Origin of the sequence: Microbacterium sp. LMI13-1-1.1 (assembly GCF_040815625.1) — a bacterium.
GTDB classification, from domain to species: domain Bacteria; phylum Actinomycetota; class Actinomycetes; order Actinomycetales; family Microbacteriaceae; genus Microbacterium; species Microbacterium forte.
The window spans coordinates 306,882-324,835 of the sequence record NZ_JBFPNL010000006.1 but is presented as its reverse complement, the minus strand read 5'-3'; the positions used below and the strand labels follow the sequence as shown (position 1 = coordinate 324,835).

The 17,954-nt window shown below is 68.5% G+C and carries 20 protein-coding genes and 1 tRNA gene; 13 read left to right on the top strand and 8 right to left on the bottom strand.

The window, feature by feature from the left end:
• The first annotated feature begins 61 nt into the window (after nucleotides 1-61).
• The 3 genes from MRBLMI13_RS14970 (at nucleotide 62) to MRBLMI13_RS14960 (ending at nucleotide 2,974) form a co-directional block, all read left to right on the top strand.
• Nucleotides 62-748 carry a response regulator transcription factor gene (locus tag MRBLMI13_RS14970; protein ID WP_042539813.1) on the top strand — a complete coding sequence of 229 codons (687 nt, stop codon included), beginning with the start codon at nucleotides 62-64 and terminating at the stop codon, nucleotides 746-748.
• Between the two features lie 56 nt (nucleotides 749-804).
• On the top strand, nucleotides 805-2,502 hold the full coding sequence (locus MRBLMI13_RS14965) for a sensor histidine kinase (RefSeq protein ID WP_042539810.1): 1,698 nt from the start codon (nucleotides 805-807) through the stop codon (nucleotides 2,500-2,502).
• A gap of 184 nt (nucleotides 2,503-2,686) precedes the next feature.
• A complete protein-coding gene (locus MRBLMI13_RS14960) occupies nucleotides 2,687-2,974 on the top strand; it encodes a WXG100 family type VII secretion target (RefSeq protein WP_042539808.1) in 288 nt (95 codons plus the stop codon).
• 73 nt (nucleotides 2,975-3,047) lie between these two features.
• Here MRBLMI13_RS14960 and groL read toward each other — a convergent pair whose 3' ends face one another.
• From groL to MRBLMI13_RS14940, 4 genes are all read right to left on the bottom strand, one after another.
• The gene (groL, locus tag MRBLMI13_RS14955; RefSeq protein ID WP_042539806.1) at nucleotides 3,048-4,667 is read right to left on the bottom strand and encodes a chaperonin GroEL; all 1,620 of its coding nucleotides are present in this window, start codon (nucleotides 4,665-4,667) and stop codon (nucleotides 3,048-3,050) included.
• Nucleotides 4,668-4,789: 122 nt separating this feature from the next.
• Complete coding sequence (locus tag MRBLMI13_RS14950) at nucleotides 4,790-5,368, bottom strand: LytR C-terminal domain-containing protein (RefSeq protein ID WP_367823476.1); 579 nt, start codon at nucleotides 5,366-5,368, stop codon at nucleotides 4,790-4,792.
• Between the two features lie 68 nt (nucleotides 5,369-5,436).
• Nucleotides 5,437-5,694, bottom strand: a complete 258-nt coding sequence (locus MRBLMI13_RS14945; protein WP_056373590.1) for a DUF3263 domain-containing protein — start codon at nucleotides 5,692-5,694, stop codon at nucleotides 5,437-5,439.
• Nucleotides 5,695-5,703: 9 nt separating this feature from the next.
• Nucleotides 5,704-6,699 (bottom strand): DUF2332 family protein, encoded by a 996-nt coding sequence (locus MRBLMI13_RS14940; protein WP_367823478.1) that lies wholly within the window; start codon nucleotides 6,697-6,699, stop codon nucleotides 5,704-5,706.
• Nucleotides 6,700-6,767: 68 nt separating this feature from the next.
• Between MRBLMI13_RS14940 and msrB the strand changes: the two genes are divergently transcribed.
• Both msrB and MRBLMI13_RS14930 read left to right on the top strand, forming a co-directional pair.
• On the top strand, nucleotides 6,768-7,172 hold the full coding sequence (msrB, locus tag MRBLMI13_RS14935; RefSeq protein ID WP_042539800.1) for a peptide-methionine (R)-S-oxide reductase MsrB: 405 nt from the start codon (nucleotides 6,768-6,770) through the stop codon (nucleotides 7,170-7,172).
• On the top strand, nucleotides 7,169-7,768 hold the full coding sequence (locus tag MRBLMI13_RS14930; RefSeq protein WP_367823480.1) for a nitroreductase family protein: 600 nt from the start codon (nucleotides 7,169-7,171) through the stop codon (nucleotides 7,766-7,768). Before msrB ends, MRBLMI13_RS14930 begins: the two co-directional genes overlap by 4 nt.
• A gap of 1 nt (nucleotide 7,769) precedes the next feature.
• Here the strand turns inward: MRBLMI13_RS14930 and MRBLMI13_RS14925 are convergent, their stop codons facing one another.
• Nucleotides 7,770-8,711 (bottom strand): DMT family transporter, encoded by a 942-nt coding sequence (locus MRBLMI13_RS14925; RefSeq protein ID WP_367823482.1) that lies wholly within the window; start codon nucleotides 8,709-8,711, stop codon nucleotides 7,770-7,772.
• A gap of 75 nt (nucleotides 8,712-8,786) precedes the next feature.
• Between MRBLMI13_RS14925 and MRBLMI13_RS14920 the strand changes: the two genes are divergently transcribed.
• The 6 genes from MRBLMI13_RS14920 (at nucleotide 8,787) to MRBLMI13_RS14895 (ending at nucleotide 13,648) form a co-directional block, all read left to right on the top strand.
• Nucleotides 8,787-9,440 carry an SOS response-associated peptidase family protein gene (locus MRBLMI13_RS14920; RefSeq protein WP_042539796.1) on the top strand — a complete coding sequence of 218 codons (654 nt, stop codon included), beginning with the start codon at nucleotides 8,787-8,789 and terminating at the stop codon, nucleotides 9,438-9,440.
• Between the two features lie 2 nt (nucleotides 9,441-9,442).
• A complete protein-coding gene (locus tag MRBLMI13_RS14915) occupies nucleotides 9,443-9,826 on the top strand; it encodes an MmcQ/YjbR family DNA-binding protein (RefSeq protein ID WP_367823484.1) in 384 nt (127 codons plus the stop codon).
• Between the two features lie 104 nt (nucleotides 9,827-9,930).
• Entirely contained in the window at nucleotides 9,931-10,842 is a 912-nt protein-coding gene (locus MRBLMI13_RS14910; protein WP_042539792.1) for an ABC transporter ATP-binding protein, read from the top strand.
• Complete coding sequence (locus MRBLMI13_RS14905) at nucleotides 10,839-11,648, top strand: ABC transporter permease subunit (protein WP_367823486.1); 810 nt, start codon at nucleotides 10,839-10,841, stop codon at nucleotides 11,646-11,648. The genes MRBLMI13_RS14910 and MRBLMI13_RS14905 overlap by 4 nt, the downstream gene beginning before the upstream one ends.
• Before the next feature lie 42 nt (nucleotides 11,649-11,690).
• A complete protein-coding gene (locus MRBLMI13_RS14900; protein ID WP_367823488.1) occupies nucleotides 11,691-12,956 on the top strand; it encodes a sensor histidine kinase in 1,266 nt (421 codons plus the stop codon).
• Nucleotides 12,953-13,648 (top strand): response regulator, encoded by a 696-nt coding sequence (locus tag MRBLMI13_RS14895; RefSeq protein ID WP_367823490.1) that lies wholly within the window; start codon nucleotides 12,953-12,955, stop codon nucleotides 13,646-13,648. The genes MRBLMI13_RS14900 and MRBLMI13_RS14895 overlap by 4 nt, the downstream gene beginning before the upstream one ends.
• Nucleotides 13,649-13,676: 28 nt before the next feature.
• Here MRBLMI13_RS14895 and MRBLMI13_RS14890 read toward each other — a convergent pair whose 3' ends face one another.
• The gene (locus MRBLMI13_RS14890) at nucleotides 13,677-14,630 is read right to left on the bottom strand and encodes an aldo/keto reductase (RefSeq protein WP_367823492.1); all 954 of its coding nucleotides are present in this window, start codon (nucleotides 14,628-14,630) and stop codon (nucleotides 13,677-13,679) included.
• Between the two features lie 283 nt (nucleotides 14,631-14,913).
• On the opposite strand from MRBLMI13_RS14890, the gene MRBLMI13_RS14885 reads away from it, so the two are divergent.
• The gene (locus tag MRBLMI13_RS14885; protein WP_367823494.1) at nucleotides 14,914-15,378 is read left to right on the top strand and encodes a hypothetical protein; all 465 of its coding nucleotides are present in this window, start codon (nucleotides 14,914-14,916) and stop codon (nucleotides 15,376-15,378) included.
• 100 nt (nucleotides 15,379-15,478) lie between these two features.
• Here the strand turns inward: MRBLMI13_RS14885 and MRBLMI13_RS14880 are convergent.
• Together MRBLMI13_RS14880 and MRBLMI13_RS14875 are read right to left on the bottom strand one after the other, a co-directional pair.
• Nucleotides 15,479-15,554, bottom strand: a tRNA-Thr gene (locus MRBLMI13_RS14880).
• Nucleotides 15,555-15,596: 42 nt separating this feature from the next.
• Nucleotides 15,597-16,571: a DsbA family protein gene (locus MRBLMI13_RS14875; RefSeq protein ID WP_367823496.1), complete on the bottom strand. Its 975-nt coding sequence runs from the start codon at nucleotides 16,569-16,571 to the stop codon at nucleotides 15,597-15,599.
• Between the two features lie 229 nt (nucleotides 16,572-16,800).
• Here MRBLMI13_RS14875 and MRBLMI13_RS14870 point away from each other — a divergent pair, with 229 nt between their 5' ends.
• A complete protein-coding gene (locus MRBLMI13_RS14870) occupies nucleotides 16,801-17,904 on the top strand; it encodes an ABC transporter ATP-binding protein (RefSeq protein WP_042539779.1) in 1,104 nt (367 codons plus the stop codon).
• The last annotated feature ends 50 nt before the right edge of the window (nucleotides 17,905-17,954 follow it).

Below are 17,954 nucleotides of genomic sequence, written 5' to 3'. Positions count from 1 at the left end.
CGAAAGCGCCGCTCCGACGGATAATCAGCATCCGCATGGCCGAAGTCACCATAATGGGGACATGACTGATGCGCGCATCCTGGTCGTCGACGACGAACCCAACATCCGCGACCTGCTCTCGACAGGTCTCAGCTTCGCCGGGTTCCAGGTGAAGACGGTGGCCAACGGCGCCGCCACCATCTCGGCGGTGCTCGAGGAAGAGCCGGACCTCATCATCCTCGACGTCATGCTCCCGGACATGAACGGGTTCAGCGTGACCAAGCGCCTTCGCGGCGCCGGTTTCACCGCTCCGATCCTGTTCCTCACCGCGAAGGACGGCACCGACGACAAGATCGAGGGGCTCAACGCCGGCGGCGACGACTACGTCACCAAGCCGTTCAGCCTCGACGAGATCGTCGCCCGCGCCCAGGCGATCCTGCGCCGCACCATGCAGGCCGACGAGGAGTCGATCATCCGTGCCGGCGAGCTGTCGATGGACCAGGACACCCACGACGTGCATGTCGGCAAGGAATCGATCGAGCTGAGCCCCACCGAGTTCAAGCTGCTGCGCTACCTGATGCTGAACCCCAACCGCGTCCTGTCGAAGGCGCAGATCCTCGACCACGTCTGGGAGTACGACTTCAACGGGGATGCCGGCATCGTGGAGAGCTACATCTCCTACCTCCGTCGCAAGATCGATCCGCACACCGAGGAGTCGGTGATCCAGACGAAGCGCGGCTTCGGATACATGCTCAAGGTCGGCAAGTAGTCCGGCTCACCGCCGCACGCTGACGCCGCACAGCATCCGTCTCCAGGGAGGTCCGCATGGCGCACAAGCCTGACGCGATCACCAAGTGGTGGCGGTCGATCAGCCTGCGCGCCAAGGTGACGGGCGTCACGGTCGCCGTGCTCGCGTTGGGCCTGCTCGCGGCGGGCCTCGGCACCGTGCCGATCCTGCGCAACTCGCTGGTCAGCAACATCGACGCTCAGCTCCCTGCTCTGGTGTCTGCCGATCTCGCGAACCGGTACTTCGAGGTGACGGTCGAAGACGGCAAGACCGTCTACACCCCCACGGACTCGCCCCGTGACTTCTTCGTCGCGATCTACGACGCTGAGGGCGTGCTGCAGACGACCACAGGCAACTCCGACAACGGGGCACCGCTCTTCCCCTCGTCGTACTCCCCCCTCGACGTGCAGGCCAACGAGGACACCCGGTTCACGATCGAGGGCACCAAGGGATCGAGCTTCCGGGCGGCTGTGGCACGGGTGCCAGGAGAGGGCGACGGATCGCTGCGGATCCAGATCGTCGCGATGCCGCTCGAGTACGCGGATCGCATCATCAGCCAGTACTTCGGCATCTACATCACCGTCGCGTTCGTCACCATCTTCCTGGCCGCGCTGCTGACCCGAGGGCTTGTGACGCTGACGTTCCGACGGCTCGGTCAGGTCGAGTCCACGGCCATGTCGATCGCCGCGGGCGACTTCACACAGCGCCTCACCGATCTCGAGCCGACGACCGAGGTCGGCCGCCTGAACAGCGCGATCAACACGATGCTCGATCGAGTCGACGGATCGCTCGCGCAGCGGGACCGCACCGTGCAGCACATGCGTCGCTTCATCGGCGACGCCAGCCACGAGCTGCGCACGCCTCTGGTGAGCGTGCGCGGGTATGCGGAGCTCTACCGGATGGGTGCGATCAAGGGCGAGGAGGACACCGCCCGTGCCATGGAGCGCATCGAGAAGGAGGCGATCCGCATGGGCGTGCTCGTCGAGGATCTGCTTGCGCTCGCGCGTCTCGACGAAGAGCGCGAACCCGAGATCGAGGCACTCGACCTCCGTCCCATCGCCCGCGACGCCGCCCTCGATCTGCGTGCTGCGGCTCCGGCACGCACCGTGACCGTCGTAGACCGCACGGTCGAGGCCCCGCTGATCGACCTCACGACTCGGTCGACGCCTGTCGTCCCCGCCGCACCCGAGACTCCCGCTCCGCGTGGGCTCTCCCGCGGCACGCTCGCCCGTCTGCGGCGTCGCTCGCGAAGCTCCGCGGCGAACGTGCCGGCGATCGACTTCACCGAAGCCGCGGACATCCCCGTGCGCACCCCGCCGATCGTGCTCGGCGAGGAGAACAAGGTGCGCCAGGTGGTCACGAACCTGCTCGGCAACGCGCGTCGCTTCTCGCCTGAGGAGAGTCCGATCGAGATCGTCGTCGACGCGGACCGCGTGCGGGGCACGGCGAGCATCGCGATCGTCGACCACGGCGAGGGAATCCCTCCCCAGATCCGCGAGCAGATCTTTGAGCGCTTCTGGCGCGCCGACACCTCACGAGCACGCGAGACCGGTGGGTCCGGGCTCGGGCTCGCGATCGTGTCATCCATCGTGAAAGCGCTGCACGGAAGCGTCGCGGTGTCCGAGACGCCGGGTGGCGGAGCGACCTTCACCGTCACGCTGCCGCTCGCCCCCTCACGCGCGACGCCCGCCCACCTTCTCGAAGACACTCAGCCCCTCGAGCGACTGGATCTCTGACCGCACCTCGCTTCTCGCGCGGGTGCTCCTGCTCGGCGCTCCTGCTCGGCGCTCCTGCTCGGCTTGCCTGCACGGCGCGGCGCCCATGAGGGTTCTCCACAGCGGGCGTCGGGAGGTGCGCGCGCACCCGCATCCGGGGATCTCCTCTCCCCTATCGTCGGAGCACCAATCGAGAGGAGTTCCCATGTCCGTCATCACCGTCGACACCGAAGCCGTAGGTGCCGCCCAAGGCGCGGCGCTGGCCACGATGGAGCGTCTGCAGACGGAGTCCGCGACGCTCATGTCGCAGCTCACACAGCTGCAGGCGACGTGGGTCGGCACCGCGTCGGCCGCGTTCCAGTCATGTGCCGAGGAGTGGCGTGGAGCGCAGCTGCACGTCGAGCAGGTGCTCGAATCGATCGGGCATTCGCTGGGCAGCGCGGCGACGCAGTATGCAGACGCCGATCAGTACTCGGCGAGCCTGTTCCGCTGATTCACGGTTCGAACACCCGCGAACGCAGAAACGCCCCGACCGAGGTCGGGGCGTTTCTGTCAGTGCTGATGGATCAGAAGTCCATGCCACCCGACGGGTCACCCATCGGAGCAGCAGCCTTCTCAGGCTTGTCAGCGACGACGACCTCGGTGGTGAGGAAGAGAGCCGCGATCGACGCTGCGTTCTGCAGAGCCGAGCGGGTCACCTTCGCCGGGTCGATGATGCCGGCGGCGAACATGTCGACGTACTCGCCCGTTGCCGCGTTGAGGCCCTGGCCCGAGGGGAGCTCGGAGACCTTGTTCGCGACGACGCCAGGCTCGAGGCCCGCGTTGAGGGCGATCTGCTTCAGCGGAGCCTCGATCGCGACGCGAACGATGTTCGCACCGGTCGCCTCGTCGCCCGTGAGCGAGAGAGCGTCGAGAGCCTTGGTGCCCGACTGGATCAGCGCGACGCCACCACCGGGGACGATGCCCTCTTCGACGGCTGCCTTCGCGTTGCGAACGGCGTCCTCGATGCGGTGCTTGCGCTCCTTGAGCTCGACCTCGGTTGCCGCGCCCGCCTTGATGACGGCGACGCCACCTGCAAGCTTGGCGAGGCGCTCCTGCAGCTTCTCGCGGTCGTAGTCGCTGTCCGTGTTCTCGATCTCGCGACGGATCTGCGTGACGCGACCCTCGATCTGGTCTGCCTCACCGGCACCCTCGACGATCGTGGTCTCGTCCTTGGTGACGATGACCTTGCGAGCACGACCCAGCAGGTCGAGCGTGGCGTTCTCGAGCTTCAGGCCGACCTCTTCGGTGATGACCTGACCACCGGTGAGGATCGCGATGTCCTGCAGCTGCGCCTTGCGACGGTCGCCGAAGCCGGGAGCCTTGACGGCGACCGACTTGAAGATGCCCTTGAGCTTGTTGAGCACGAGAGTCGCGAGAGCCTCGCCCTCGACGTCCTCGGCGATGATGACGAGCTCCTTGCCGTCCTGGATCACCTTGTCGACGATGGGCAGAAGGTCCTTGATGTTCGAGATCTTCTGGTTCGCGATGAGGATGTAGGCGTCTTCGAAGACAGCCTCCTGGCGCTCCGGGTCCGTCACGAAGTACGGGTTCAGGTAGCCCTTGTCGAAGCGCATGCCCTCGGTGAGCTCGAGCTCGGTGCCGAAGGTCTGCGACTCCTCGACGGTGACGACGCCCTCCTTGCCGACCTTGTCGATCGCCTCGGCGATGAGCTCGCCGATGGCGGGGTCAGCAGCGGAGATCGACGCGGTGGCGGCGATCTGCTCCTTGGAGTCGATCTCCTTCGCGCTGGCGAGGAGCTCCTCGGTGATGGCCGCGACGGCCTTCTCGATGCCGCGCTTCAGCGAGATCGGGTCTGCGCCGGCTGCGACGTTGCGCAGGCCCTCGCGGACCAGAGCCTGAGCAAGCACCGTGGCGGTGGTGGTTCCGTCGCCGGCGACGTCGTCGGTCTTCTTGGCGACCTCCTTGACGAGCTCAGCGCCGATCTTCTCGTACGGGTCGTCGAGCTCGATCTCCTTGGCGATGGAGACACCGTCGTTCGTGATCGTGGGGGCGCCCCACTTCTTCTCCAGCACGACGTTACGACCGCGCGGGCCGAGGGTCACCTTGACAGCGTCGGCGAGGATGTTGAGGCCGCGCTCGAGGCCGCGTCGGGCCTCCTCATCGAAAGCAATGATCTTTGCCATGAGTTTTTTCGTCCCTCCTGGACGTAGACGTTGGGTTTAGCACTCAGAGTGAGAGAGTGCTAACGCCATTCTGGCACTCGACCCCATCGAGTGCAAGCTGCGCGGACGGACCGCGCGGCGGTCTACGGGGCAGGAGTGTCTGCGGGCGTCTCCGGCGCGGTCGTCGCACGATCGAGTCCGATGACGACCGTGAGCTGCTTCGCACCCGTGTCGTTCAGGTCGGAGTAGAAGTCGCTCTGCTCGACCGCGGCACCGCCGATCAGGTTCGCGAGGCCGAGGGCGGCGAGCTCATCCTCTTCGGCGACGTAGTAGACGGTCGTCGTCGAGAAGTCCTGGCTCGCGCTGTCGCTCGCGAACACGACGTCGGCGGCCCAGCCGTTGTTGATGAGCAGGTCGCGCATCTGCTCGTCCAGACCCTCGTCGGGTGAGGCGTTGAGGATCATCACCGAATAGGTGACGTCGACGACACCGGTCTCGACGGGCGTCGGGCTCGACGTGGGGACGGCCTCCGGGAAGAGGGTGATGCGCCCCATCACCACGAGCGAGCCGAAGATGCCGCCGATGATGAGCACCAGAGCAGCCACGAACGACCACAGGAGCACCACCCAGCCGTTCATCCCCGGGGCTTCGGCGCGGTGCGCTCCGACGCGTCCGGACGATCGGGGGACGTCGTCGAATCGATCTCGGCTGAGCTTTGACACTCCTCGATGCTAATGGCACCGGCCCGTGAATCCGCTTCCGACGACGCCGATGCGTGGCGCGAGCCTCGTCAGCCCACGAAGCCCGGAGTGCGTGCGGCGCGCTGGAACGACCTGGCGTCACGGATGCGGCGCAGCCGTCGCACGAGCATCGGGTCGTACTCCAGGGCTGCCTCCGACTCGATCAGACGGCCGAGGAGCTGGTAGTAGCGGGCTGCGCTCATGCCCAGTTGGGCACGGATGACCTCTTCCTTCGCGCCGCCGTGCCGCGGCCAGGCGGTCTCGAGCGCGAGGATCGCGCGATCCCGCTCGCTCAGATCTCCCAGCATGTGACCAGATTAGGTCGCGGAAGCGGCGATTCCGGTGCGCCACTCCCACCATCTGCCGAGCGGATCGGCCGCCGCGCGCACGTCGCCGTCGAGCGCCACGACGAACCCGGTCCACTCTGCGGCGACCACGGCCGGCTGCCAGACGTCGCCCAGCACTGCCGGAGGATCGATCGTCACCCAGCGGGCATCGAGACCTCTGATGCGCTCGACGAGTGCTGTGCGTGCCTCTCGCGGAATGTGCACGAGCACGCCCGGCGTCGTGATCACGAGAGTGGCACCCGGGGGCGCCTCGGCTGCGAGCGCGTCGATCCTCTCGAGCGCGTCGCCGGCGATGAGGCGGGGCGGATCGGCTGCGGCGATGTCGAGCGCCGCTCTCACCCGCTGTTCCCGCCCTTCCTCCCCCGGCCAGACGAGCCCCTGCAGCCAGCGACGGTCTCGGTCGTCTCGGGCGTCGAGAGGCGCGAGGTCGATGCCGGCGCGCCAGACGACGTCCGGCATCCTCATGGCGGGGAGGCGCCCGTCGACTCTGCTCTGCAGCACGACCGGGCTCGGCCCGTCGTGCGGGTCGAGTGCCGCGCGCACCTGACCGTCGGAGCCGACGAAGCGGTACGAGTAGCGATCGGGGTACAGGCACAGGCCCGCGGAGGCGCCGACCTCGAGCAGGGCGATCGGTCCATCGATCTCGGACAGCACAGGAAGCAGCGGTGCGAGTCGGAGCGGCTCGTTGGTCTGCAGACGCCGGCCACTGCATTCGCTCACGATCTCGTCGGCACGGGAGAGCACGAACGCGCGCCACGCGTCGTAGCGGACGAGGCCGACGCCCAGCATCCGCGTCACGGCGAACACGAGCGGGGGCTGCCTGCGGTTCTCAGCGATCCGAGCGAGCACCCGCTGCACCTCGGGGTCACCGGCCACGCCGGAAGCCCAGTCGACATAGAGATCGCTGCGCCCCGGCGCCTCCTCATCGGCGAAGCGGCGATAGCGCAGCCGCACGGCATCCGTCATCCATCCATTGTCTCGTGACGCCGAGCCCCTCTGAACGCGAGAGAATGGAGCAGACCCCAGGAGGACCTATGTCGTACAGCGTGGACAAGACCGAAGAAGAGTGGCGCGAAGAGCTCGGCGAGGAGCAGTATGCGGTGCTTCGCGAAGCCGCCACCGAGCGCGCCTGGACGGGCGAGCTGCTCGACGAGGGCCGCGCCGGCCTCTACACCTGCGGCGCGTGCAACGCCGAGCTGTTCAAGAGCGGCACCAAGTTCGACTCCGGATGCGGGTGGCCGAGCTTCTACGAGTCGATCCGCCCCGACGCGGTGCAGCTCATCGAGGACACGACCCTGGGCATGGTGCGCACCGAGGTGCGCTGCGCGAACTGCGGATCCCACCTCGGGCATGTCTTCCCCGACGGCTTCGGCACGCCCACCGGCGACCGCTACTGCATGAACTCCATCGCCCTGAACTTCACACCTGAAGAGTCGTGAGCGCCCTCGAGGCCGTTCGCGCACGGCAGTCCTCCTCGAAGGTCACCGACGAGGCGCCGTCGCGGGAAGAACTGCTGAAGCTCGTCGCAGCCGCCGGACGCGTCGCCGACCACTCTTCGCTGCGCCCGTGGCGCCTGATCGAGCTGCGCGGATCCGACCGAGAGCTGCTGGGGGCCGCGATCGCCAAGGCCGAGGGCGACAAGTCCCCCTCCACGAAGCCGCTGCGCGCTCCGCTGCTGATCGCGGTCGTCGCCAGCTACCGCAAGAGCGAGAAGGTCCCGCGCTGGGAGCAGGAGGCCGTCGCCTCGGGTGTGGCCCACATGCTCAGTCTGCTGCTCGACGAGGCCGGCTTCGGCGTGCTGTGGCGCACGGGTCACTACACGCGATCGAAGGCCGTCGCGAAGGCCCATGGCCTCGGCAAGGACGAGGAGCTGCTCGGATGGCTGTACGTCGGCGGCAAGCCCTCGGGCCGCAGGCCCGGTCGCCGCAAGCCCGTCGATGCGCGGGGCCTCGTGACGCGGATGCCCAAGCCCAAGCCCCAGCCGACGCCCGAGCCGAAAGCCAAGAAGAAGGCGAAGAAGCAGAAGAAGCAGTAGGTCAGTTCCGTCTGCTGCGAGGCAGCGCGACGGCGACGGATGCCACGGCGACGACCACCATCCCGATGATCTGCCAGGGCGCGGGGCCCGCCGCGGCCGGCCAGATCAGGTCGATGATCACCGAGGTCGCGAGCTGGCCCAGCACCGATCCGAGTCCCATCAGCAGCACCCCTGTCTGCGCGACGATGAAAGCGCCGAGCAGGATGTACGCGGCGCCGAGGAATCCACCGAGGTACAGCCACGGCTCGGTCGGCGGCGCGTCTGGTGCGCCCCGCACCGCGATGCTGATGCCGGCGGCGACCAGCAGCGCGATGGTGCCGGCGATGAAGCTCATGAACGTCGCCGCGAGGGGCGAGCGCACGCGCTGCGACAGACGGCCGTTGGTCGCAGCCTGCCAGGCGATGCCGACGCCTGCCGCGAACGGCAGGAGGAGCATCCAGAGCGGGGCCGTGGCCAGGACGTCGCCGCTCAGCGAGATGCCGACCGCGGCGAGCGCGAGCGCTCCGCCCAGCACGCGCCCTGGCGTGATCGCGACGACCCCGGCGGGACCGAACCCGATGCGGTCGAGCACGAGCCCGTGCAGGGTCTGTCCCGCGACGACTCCGACCGTGAACAGCGAGACGCCGAGCACCCCGGCCGTGATGCCCTGAGTGGAGACGGTGAGTGCACCGCAGGCACCGCCGAGCAGCATCCAGAACGGGATCGTCCGATCGCGGATGCCGCCGAGCAGACGTCCGACGCCTCGACGCGCGGAGGGAATGCAGACGATCACCACCGCAAGGGCCGCGAGTCCTACGGAGAAGGAGATGAGGCCGGCCACGATGCCGTTGTCGACCTCGACGCCCAGCACGCCGTTGATGCGCGCCTGGATGGCCGTCATGACGCCGATCGCCACTGCTCCGCCGAGCGCGAGGGGCGGAGACAGTCGACGGGCCTGGGTCACCTGTCGACCCTAACCGAGAGTTGATCGCCATCTCGCCGTGCGCACGATGTCGGCGGCCGGGCGTACCCTGACGGCATGTGCGCGAGTTACGGACTTGACCCCCGGTTCACCGACACCGAGCTCCTGGCCGCCGCCGACGAGGCGGTGCTCGAGGGGCTGCGTGGCTGGGCTGAGCAGAACGCGCGTGAGACCGTGCGCCCCACAGGCAAGAATCTGCGCAACCTCAACCCGATCGTGGTGCAGCCCGAGGCCGAGCCCGTGCTCGAACCCGCCTGGTGGGGGTTCCTGATCGGCGGGGAACCCTCGAAGTTCCCGTCGATCAACACCCGATCCGAGCGCCTGCAGGAGCGCCCCGGCGGATTGAAGACCCGTGCTCTCGTGCCGGCGACGAGCTGGTACGAGATGAAGAAGCCCGAGCGCGTCTGGCACGAGTTCGTCGTCGACGACGGTGCGCTCTTCGGAATGGCCGCCGTCACCCAGCGGGGGCGCACCGCCGATGGCGAGTCCTTCACCTGCTACTCGATCGTGATGCGCCCGGCTCCCCCTCACCTCGCCGGCATCCACGATCGGATGCCGCTGCTGATCCCCGCGGCGTTGAGCGACGACTGGCTGACCGCCGAGCCCACGAAGGAGATCATCGACGAGGCCCTGCTCGCCGCGGCCGCGATCGACGAGCGCGTTCAGGCCGCGCCCCGCGCCGACGACAAGGGCGCCGATCGGCTGTTCTGAGCATGGACTCGACCCAGTTGGGCGCCGCCGCCGCTGCGCGCGCCGAAGAGCTTCCCGGTGCGGAGCGCGACAACCCGTTCGGCCCCGAGTGGGACGTGTACAAGGTGCGAGGGCGTGTCTTCCTGCTGATCCCTCTCGACGGCACCGGGCGCGTGACGCTCAAGTCCCACCCCGAGGACTCCGTCGCGTTGCGAGAGACGTTCGCCGACATCGTGCCCGGCTACCACATGAACAAGAAGCACTGGATCACGCTGATGCCAGGGGCATCGCTCGACGAGGAGCTGGTGACCGAACTCGTCACCGAGTCGTACCGACTGGTGGTCGAGAAGCTCCCCCGAGCGCAGCGGCCGATCGACCCTGACCTGTTCGGGCGCCCTGCCGACTGAGGCGCCCGGACCACGGCATCCGCCGAGAGGATGACTCCGAGTATCCGTGGAACGGTACCCAGGGAGGACGCGGGGGCGATGGCGTGGTCGATAGCGTCGTAGACATGATCACAGCAGAAGGCCTCACGAAGAGATTCGGAGACAAGACAGCCGTCCAGGACGTGTCGTTCACGGTGCAGCCGGGCACGGTCACGGGGTTTCTCGGGCCCAACGGCGCGGGCAAGTCCACGACGATGCGCATGATCGTCGGCCTCGACCGGCCGACCTCGGGCATCGCCACCGTCGGCGGACGGGAATACCGCAAGCTCCGCGCCCCGCTCACCGAGGTGGGAGTGCTGCTCGATGCCAAGGCCGTGCACACCGGCCGCACCGCGCGCAATCACCTGCGTGCGATGGCGGCGACCCACGGCATCCCGGCATCCCGCGTCGACGAGGTCATCGACCTCGCGGGCATCGGCCCCGTGGCCCGCAAGCGCGCGGGCAAGTTCTCGCTCGGCATGGGGCAGCGGCTCGGAATCGCCTCCGCCCTGCTCGGCGACCCGCACACTCTGATCCTCGACGAGCCGGTCAACGGCCTCGACCCCGAGGGCGTGCGGTGGGTGCGCCAGTTCGTGCGTCACGCGGCGTCCGAGGGACGCACCGTGCTGCTCTCGAGCCACCTGATGAGCGAGATGGCGCAGACCGCCGATCACGTGATCGTGATGGGCCGGGGAAAGGTGCTCGCCGACGCCCCGCTCGAGGAGCTCGTGCGGGCCTGGACGACAAACACCGTGCGTGTTCGCACGCCTCGAGCCGCCGACCTGGCTGCCGCAGTGGGCGGCCCGTCCGTCGAGATCGTGAGCTCCGCCCCCGATCTGATCGACATCGTCGGCCTCCCCGCGTCGCGCATCGGCGACCTCGCCGCAGAGCGCGGCATCCCCCTGCACGAACTCACCCCGACCACCGGATCGCTCGAAGACGCCTACCTCGCCCTCACCGGCGACTCGGTCGAGTACCGGACGAAGGAGATCTCATGACCGTCCAGGCTCCTCCCCTCCGCCGTCAGCATGTCGACACCGATCGCCGGCTCACGTTCATCCGCGCCGTGCGCGGCGAGTGGATCAAGCTGGCCACGCTCCGTTCGACCTGGTGGTCGATCGGCATCGCGGCGATCCTCACGATCGGCATCGCCGTGCTCATCGCGCAGGCGATCGACGTGCCGGGCTTCGAGCCCATCCAGGCCGTCGTCATGCCGATCCAGTTCACGATGCTGCTCGCCGGCATCCTCGGCGCGATCTCCGTGACGGGCGAGTACTCGACCGGGATGATCCGTTCGACGCTCGCGGCCAACCCGAAGCGCGGATCCGTGCTGGGCGCCAAGGCGGTCGTGGTCGGCCTGTTCATGTTCGTGTCGTCGCTGGTCATCTTCCTGGCGGCGGCCGTGGCGGTCTCCGCGGTCGTCGCCTCGCGGGATCAGGGCATCGACTGGGGCGACCCCGCAGCATCGTTCCTGCCCATCGTGGTCTCGTCGCTCGCCATGGCGGTGTTCGCCCTGATCGGGGTGGCGTTCGGGTTCATCCTGCGCTCGGGTGCCGGAGCGATCGCCGCGACGGTCGGCCTGCTGTTCGTGCTGCCGATCGTCGCGAGCTTCTTCGCCGTCGCCGGCGAGGCCTGGGCCTGGGTCATGGACGCCGCGGCCTACCTCCCGGTGGCCGCAGCCCAGAGCGCGATCCTCCCCGAGGGCGCTGCACTCGAGGCTCCAGTCGCCTACCTCACGCTGGCAGCCTGGGTCGCCGCGGGCATGCTCGGCGCCTGGGCCGTGCTCCGCACGCGCGATGCGTGACCGCGAGATCGCGAGATCGATGAACCCGCGTAGAGTCGCCCGGTGACCCGCACGCGCAGCCGCAGCACCTCAGTCCGCGAGGACGAGGGGCTGCGGCTGCCGCGTCCCCCGGGCATTCTGCGCCGTTTCTGGGCGCGGCATCCGGTGTTCGCCGACGTCCTGATCACCCTCGTGTGCCTGTTGCTCTCGCTCGTGCCGGCCGGCGTCATCACCCGCGACCTTCCGATGCCCCTCGCCATCGGCATCGCGATCCTGGTGCCCGCGTCCGTCGTCGCAGCCTGCGCCACGCTCCTGTGGCGGCGTCGAGGGCCGCTCGTGCCGTTCGTCGCGTCCTTCGCACTCGAGGCCGGATTCCTCTTCGCGCTGCAGCCGATCGGCTCCCCGCTGCTGCTCGTCACCTGTTACTCGCTCGCGGTGTACCGATCGTCGCGGGCCGCATGGACGGGGTTCGGCATCGCCCTCGGGTCGCTCGCCGCGCTCGGCGGACTGCTCACGCTCACCGGCGTCATCATTCTGCAGGTCGCCGCGAACGCCGTCGTGATGTCGCTCGTCCTCGGGCTGATCGGCACACTGATCGGTGTGAACGTGGGTGGGCGCAAGCGCTACCTCGCTGCCGTGATCGACCGCTCCCGTCAGCTGCTCGTCGAACGCGATCAGCAGGCGCAGCTGGCCGCGGCAGGCGAGCGCGCCCGCATCGCCCGTGAGATGCACGACATCGTCTCCCACTCGCTCACCGTGATCGTCGCGCTGTCCGAGGGAGCGGCTGCCACCCCGGATCGAGCGCAGGCACGATCGGCGGCATCCTCGGCCGCGGAGACGGCTCGCAGCGCACTCACCGAGATGCGTGCGATGCTCGGCGTGCTCCGGGCCGACGATTCGCCGCTGCCCCTCGCTCCACTCGAGCCGACGCCCCCGCAGGAGACGGTCGCTGCGGCACAGCGAGCCGGCTTCCCGGTGTCGCTCTCGGTCACCGGGGCCGCCCCGCTCTCCCCCGCTCTGGCTCACGCGGTCGGGCGCATCGTGCAAGAGGGCGTGACTAACGCCATGAGGCATGCACCCGCGGCGACGTCGATCGAGGTCCGACTCGTGCACGCCGCGGATGCGGTGACCATCGAGATCGTGAACGACGGCGTCACCGGCCTTGTCGGCGCATCGGGGTTCGGCCTGCGCGGTCTCGCCGAGCGCGCAGCGCACTCGGGAGGAACCATCGCCTCCGATCCCGTCGACGGCGGGCTGTGGATGCTGCGCGCCGAGCTCCCCACGACGCCGCCTGACCCGACAGACCGCGACCCGGAGGAAAGACCATGACCGAGCCGATCAGGCTGCTGCTCGTCGACGACCAGGCCCTCATCCGCGTCGGATTCCGGATGGTGCTCGACGCCGAGGCCGACATGGTCGTGGTCGGCGAGGCCGCGGACGGGCACGACGCGATCGCCCAGGCGGCCGAGCTGCGCCCCGACCTGGTGCTCATGGACATCCGGATGCCCGGGCTCGACGGGATCGCCGCGACCGCGGCCATCGTCCGCGAGCACCCGCAGACCCGTGTCCTGGTGCTGACGACGTTCGATCTCGACGAGTACGCCTTCGGGGCGATCCGCGCCGGAGCGAGCGGATTCCTGCTGAAGGACGCACAGCGGCACGAGATGATCGCGGCGATCCGCGCCATTCACAGGGGTGATGCCGCGCTCTCGCCTCGGATCACACGGATGCTGTTGGAGCATGTGACGCCGACGCTCGGTGCGATGCCCGCACCACAGGCCCGTGCGATCGACGATGTCACGGCGGACCTCACCGACCGTGAGCGCGACGTCTTCGTCGAGATCGCGCGCGGTCTCACGAACGCAGAGATCGCCCAGGCGCTGTTCGTCAGCGAATCCACCGTCAAGACCCACGTGGGCAGGATCCTCTCGAAGCTCGGATCCCGCGACCGCATCCACCTGGTGATTCTGGCGCACCGGCTCGGTCTCGTCGACGACGACGCTCTGCCCTCCGGCCCCTAGGTCGGGGTGGAGGGCAGAGCGAGCGGTCTCAGGCCTTCGCCGGGGTCCACTCCGAGACGCGGTTCAGAGCGTCGACCTCGTCAGGGGTCAGCTCGAGACGCGCGCCGGCGAGGAGATCGGGAACCTGCTCGACCGTCCGGGCGCTCGCGATGGGGGCGGCGACCGTCGGCTGGGCACGCAGCCAGGCCAGCGAGGTCGCAGCGATCGAGGCTCCGTGCGCGTCACCGATCTCCTCGAGGGTGTCGATGATCCGCAGTCCCGCCTCGGTCGCGTACTTCGCCGCGCCGGAGGCACGCGGAGACGTCTGCCCTTCGACGTCGACCGAGCGGTACTTGCCGGTGAGGAAGCCGCTCGCCAGCGAGTAGTAGGGCACGAGGCTGAGGCCGAACTCCTGGGCCACCGGGATGATCGTCTCCTCGACGTCGTTCCGGTGCACGAGGTTGTAGTGCGGCTGCACGGCGACCGGCAGCGCGACTCCTGTGCGGCGGGCGATCTCGACCCACTCGCGGATGCGCTCTGCCGTGTAGTTCGACACCGCGACGTGGCGCACGAGACCGTCCGAGACGAGCTCGCCGAAGGCCGCGACCGTCTCCTCCAGCGGAACGGTCTCATCGTCGAAGTGCGCGTAGTAGAGGTCGATCGTGTCGACACCCAGGCGAGCGAGCGATGCCTCGGCGGCCCTGCGGACGTTCGACGCCGAGAGGCCCTTGAAGTCCGGGTGCTGGCTCACCTTGGTCGCGACGACGACGCCCTTCGGCTGGCGGGACGCGAGCCACTCGCCGATGATCGTCTCGCTCTCGCCGCCCGAGTTGCCGGGCACCCAGGCGCTGTAGCCGTCTGCCGTGTCGATGAAGTCGCCACCCCCGTCGACGAACGCGTCGAGCACCGCGAACGATGCCTCGCGATCGGCCGTCCAGCCGAATACGTTGCCGCCGAGCGAGAGCGGGAAGACGTCAAGATCACTGTTTCCGATACGAGTCATACTCGGGACAACCCGTCACCCCCGCGCACTATTTCGTGTGTGACGTCGCGTGTCACTCGCCCGCGGAGCACTCCTTCGCCGGCTCCGCCTCGCAGCGCGTCCTCGGCGCGCACCCGCCGCTCGCCGATGAGGCGCGGTAACTTGGTGACATCACGCGGGGTCAGCTCGCTGCAACCTGCGGATGCTGCGCATGCCGCGCAGCTGGACGCCTGCGATGGGAAAGGAACCGCCGGTGACTCGTTCTGATCCGCCGCCTTCCGGACTCTTCCGAAGGCGACGGGGTGTGCGATGGCTGATCGCGCTCACTGCGACCGCCGTGGTCGTCATCGGGGCCCTCGTCGCCGTGATCGTCATAGGCCAGAGGCCGTGGCTCACCACCGACGTGACGATCTCCCTGAGCTATGTCGGCGACGACGGGCGAACCTACTCCTGCACATACGACTACAGCACGTCGGAACGCATGCGGATGCCTGCCGACATCGCCGAGAGCATGAACGAACGTGACTGGTCCGACACCGGTCAGCTCATCTACGACTGGGCGAAGGACCACCCGGCGGAGCACTGGACGACAGAGGATGAACTGCCCGCCGACGACCCCGAATCGACGCGAGCGGACGCGTCGTGGAGCCTGGCCATGGACCGGTACGTCGAGTTCCCTCCATGGTTGATCGACACGGACGACGGTGGCGAGTACGAGCTGTGGTCGAGAGCACGACCGGGGAGCGATTGCGAAGACGGCCTGCGGTGAGCCTCTCGCCGCGAGGCGGAGGCATGGGCAAAGCTCCTCGCCCAGACACGAAGAAGGCCCGCGTCCCCGGTGCTGTCAAGGGTACGCGGGCCTTCGCGTCTGGTGCCGACTACAGGACTCGAACCTGCAACCCCCGTATTACAAGTACGGTGCGCTACCAATTGCGCCAAGTCGGCGGACGCCTCCCAGCTTAGCGATGGGCGGCGGGGGCCGACGAACTACGACGCGGGAGTCTCCGAGGGAGCGGGCTCCGTGGTCTCGGTGGGCGTCGGGGCCGGCGTCGGGGTCTCCGTGGCGTAGTAGGCGTCGCTGGCTACGGTGAGCACGAACTGCGAGAACTCGCTCGGGTCGTCGAGCGCGCCCACATAGGCCTCGCCGTTCACGACGATCATGGGAGCGGCCGTGAGCACGAGATCGTCCGAGCCGACGAGCGGGCCCTCGAGAGCGCGCGAGGTGGCTTCCTTCGCCCACGTGACGTAGTCCTGGTCCTCGATGCACGATCGGACGCTCTTCACGTTGTCCGAGCCGACTGCACCGGCGATGTCGGCCAGCTGCGCATCCGAGAAGCCGTCGGTGTTCACCTCTGGCTGATCGTCGAGCAGGTCGTGGTTGAACGCGTAGAACTGCGCGGGCGAGTGCGTGGCGACGCAGGCCGCGGCTGCCGCGGAACGCAGCGAGTACTTGGTGCCGTTCGAGCTCGCGGTGAGCAGGGCGACCGGGTGGTAGGTGACGGTGGCCGCCCCCTCGGAGATCCAGTTGACGAGCTGACGCGCGTTCGCGCGCTCGAACTCGCCGGCATCCGGCGACAGGTAGTCGACGTAGATGTGGATGTCCACCGTGCTCGACGTGGTGGGCTCGGGGGTCGGCGTGGCCTCGCCACCCGTTTCCGTCTCTTCCGGGCTCGGGGGTGCGACCGTCGAATCCGACATCGCGGACGCACTGATGTCCGAGACGAGGATGCCGTCGTCGTCCATGCCGCCCGGCGTGAGCTGGGGCTTCGACACCTGCGCCGAGACGGCGAGGGTGATGGCGGTGCCGATGGCGCCCACGGCGACGATGGCGATCGCGCCGAGGATGATCCGTCGCATCACGCGCGCCCTCGACTGCTGGGCGTGCACCTTCTGGGCCTTCTCCCGCACGGCCTCACGCGTGTTGCGAGGGCTGGGGACGTTCGGCGTCTCGTCGCTCGACATCGTTCCTCTAGACAGTCTCAGGGGGGCAGGGTGGCCCCGGACGCCACTCGGGCGGCGAACGCCGCGAAAGGCGGCCGAGATCGATGTTAACCAGCCAGGCTGAGAAATACCCAGATGGACGAGCTTCTGCCATACTGATTCCGACCCGATGAGGGGTCACGGTGGATCGCTCCGCCGCTCTATCACTACGGATCGTCCGGCACGTACCTGCCGGTGAAGGAGAAACACAATGGCATCTGTGACTTTCGACGAGGCCACCCGCCTCTACCCCGGCGGAACCCGCCCGGCTGTCGACAAGCTCAACCTCGAGGTCGCCGACGGCGAGTTCCTCGTCCTCGTCGGCCCGTCCGGCTGCGGAAAGTCCACATCGCTTCGCATGCTCGCCGGCCTCGAAGAGGTCAACGCAGGGCGCATCCTGATCGGTGACCGCGACGTCACCGACGTGCCGCCGAAGGACCGCGACATCGCGATGGTGTTCCAGAACTACGCGCTGTACCCGCACATGACCGTCGCCGAGAACATGGGCTTCGCGCTCAAGATCGCCGGCGTCGGCAAGGAAGAGCGTGCGACCCGCGTTCTGGAGGCCGCGAAGCTGCTCGACCTCGAGGAGTACCTGACCCGCAAGCCGAAGGCCCTCTCGGGTGGTCAGCGTCAGCGTGTCGCCATGGGCCGTGCGATCGTCCGTCAGCCCCAGGTCTTCCTCATGGACGAGCCGCTGTCGAACCTCGACGCCAAGCTCCGCGTCCAGACCCGCACGCAGATCGCGTCGCTGCAGCGTCGTCTCGGCGTCACCACGGTCTACGTCACGCACGACCAGACCGAGGCGCTCACCATGGGCGACCGCATCGCCGTGCTCAAGGACGGCCTGCTCCAGCAGGTCGGAACGCCGCGCGACCTGTACGAGAAGCCCGAGAACGTGTTCGTCGCCGGCTTCATCGGCTCGCCTGCCATGAACCTGTTCAGCGCAGACCTGGCTGAGGGCGGCGTGCGCTTCGGCACCGAGGTCGTCCCGCTCGACCGCGACACGGTCGGCCGCGCCAACGGCTCGCAGGTCACGGTCGGTGTGCGCCCCGAGGACATCACCGTCGGCCCGGCCGACGGCAAGGGCCTGTCGGTCGTCGTCGACCTCGTCGAGGAGCTCGGCGCAGACGGCTACCTCTACGGTCACACCGAGATCAACGGCAAGCGCGCCGACCTGGTCGCTCGTGTCGACGGCCGCAGCCACCCCAACGCCGGCGAGACCGTCACCCTCGCGGCGAACGCGGGCCACGTGCACGCGTTCGACATCGAGTCGGGTGTGCGCCTGAACGACAAGCCGATCGTCTCCGCCTGATCGGATCCACGGACGCGGCGCGGGCTGACTTCGGTCGCCCGCGCCGCTTC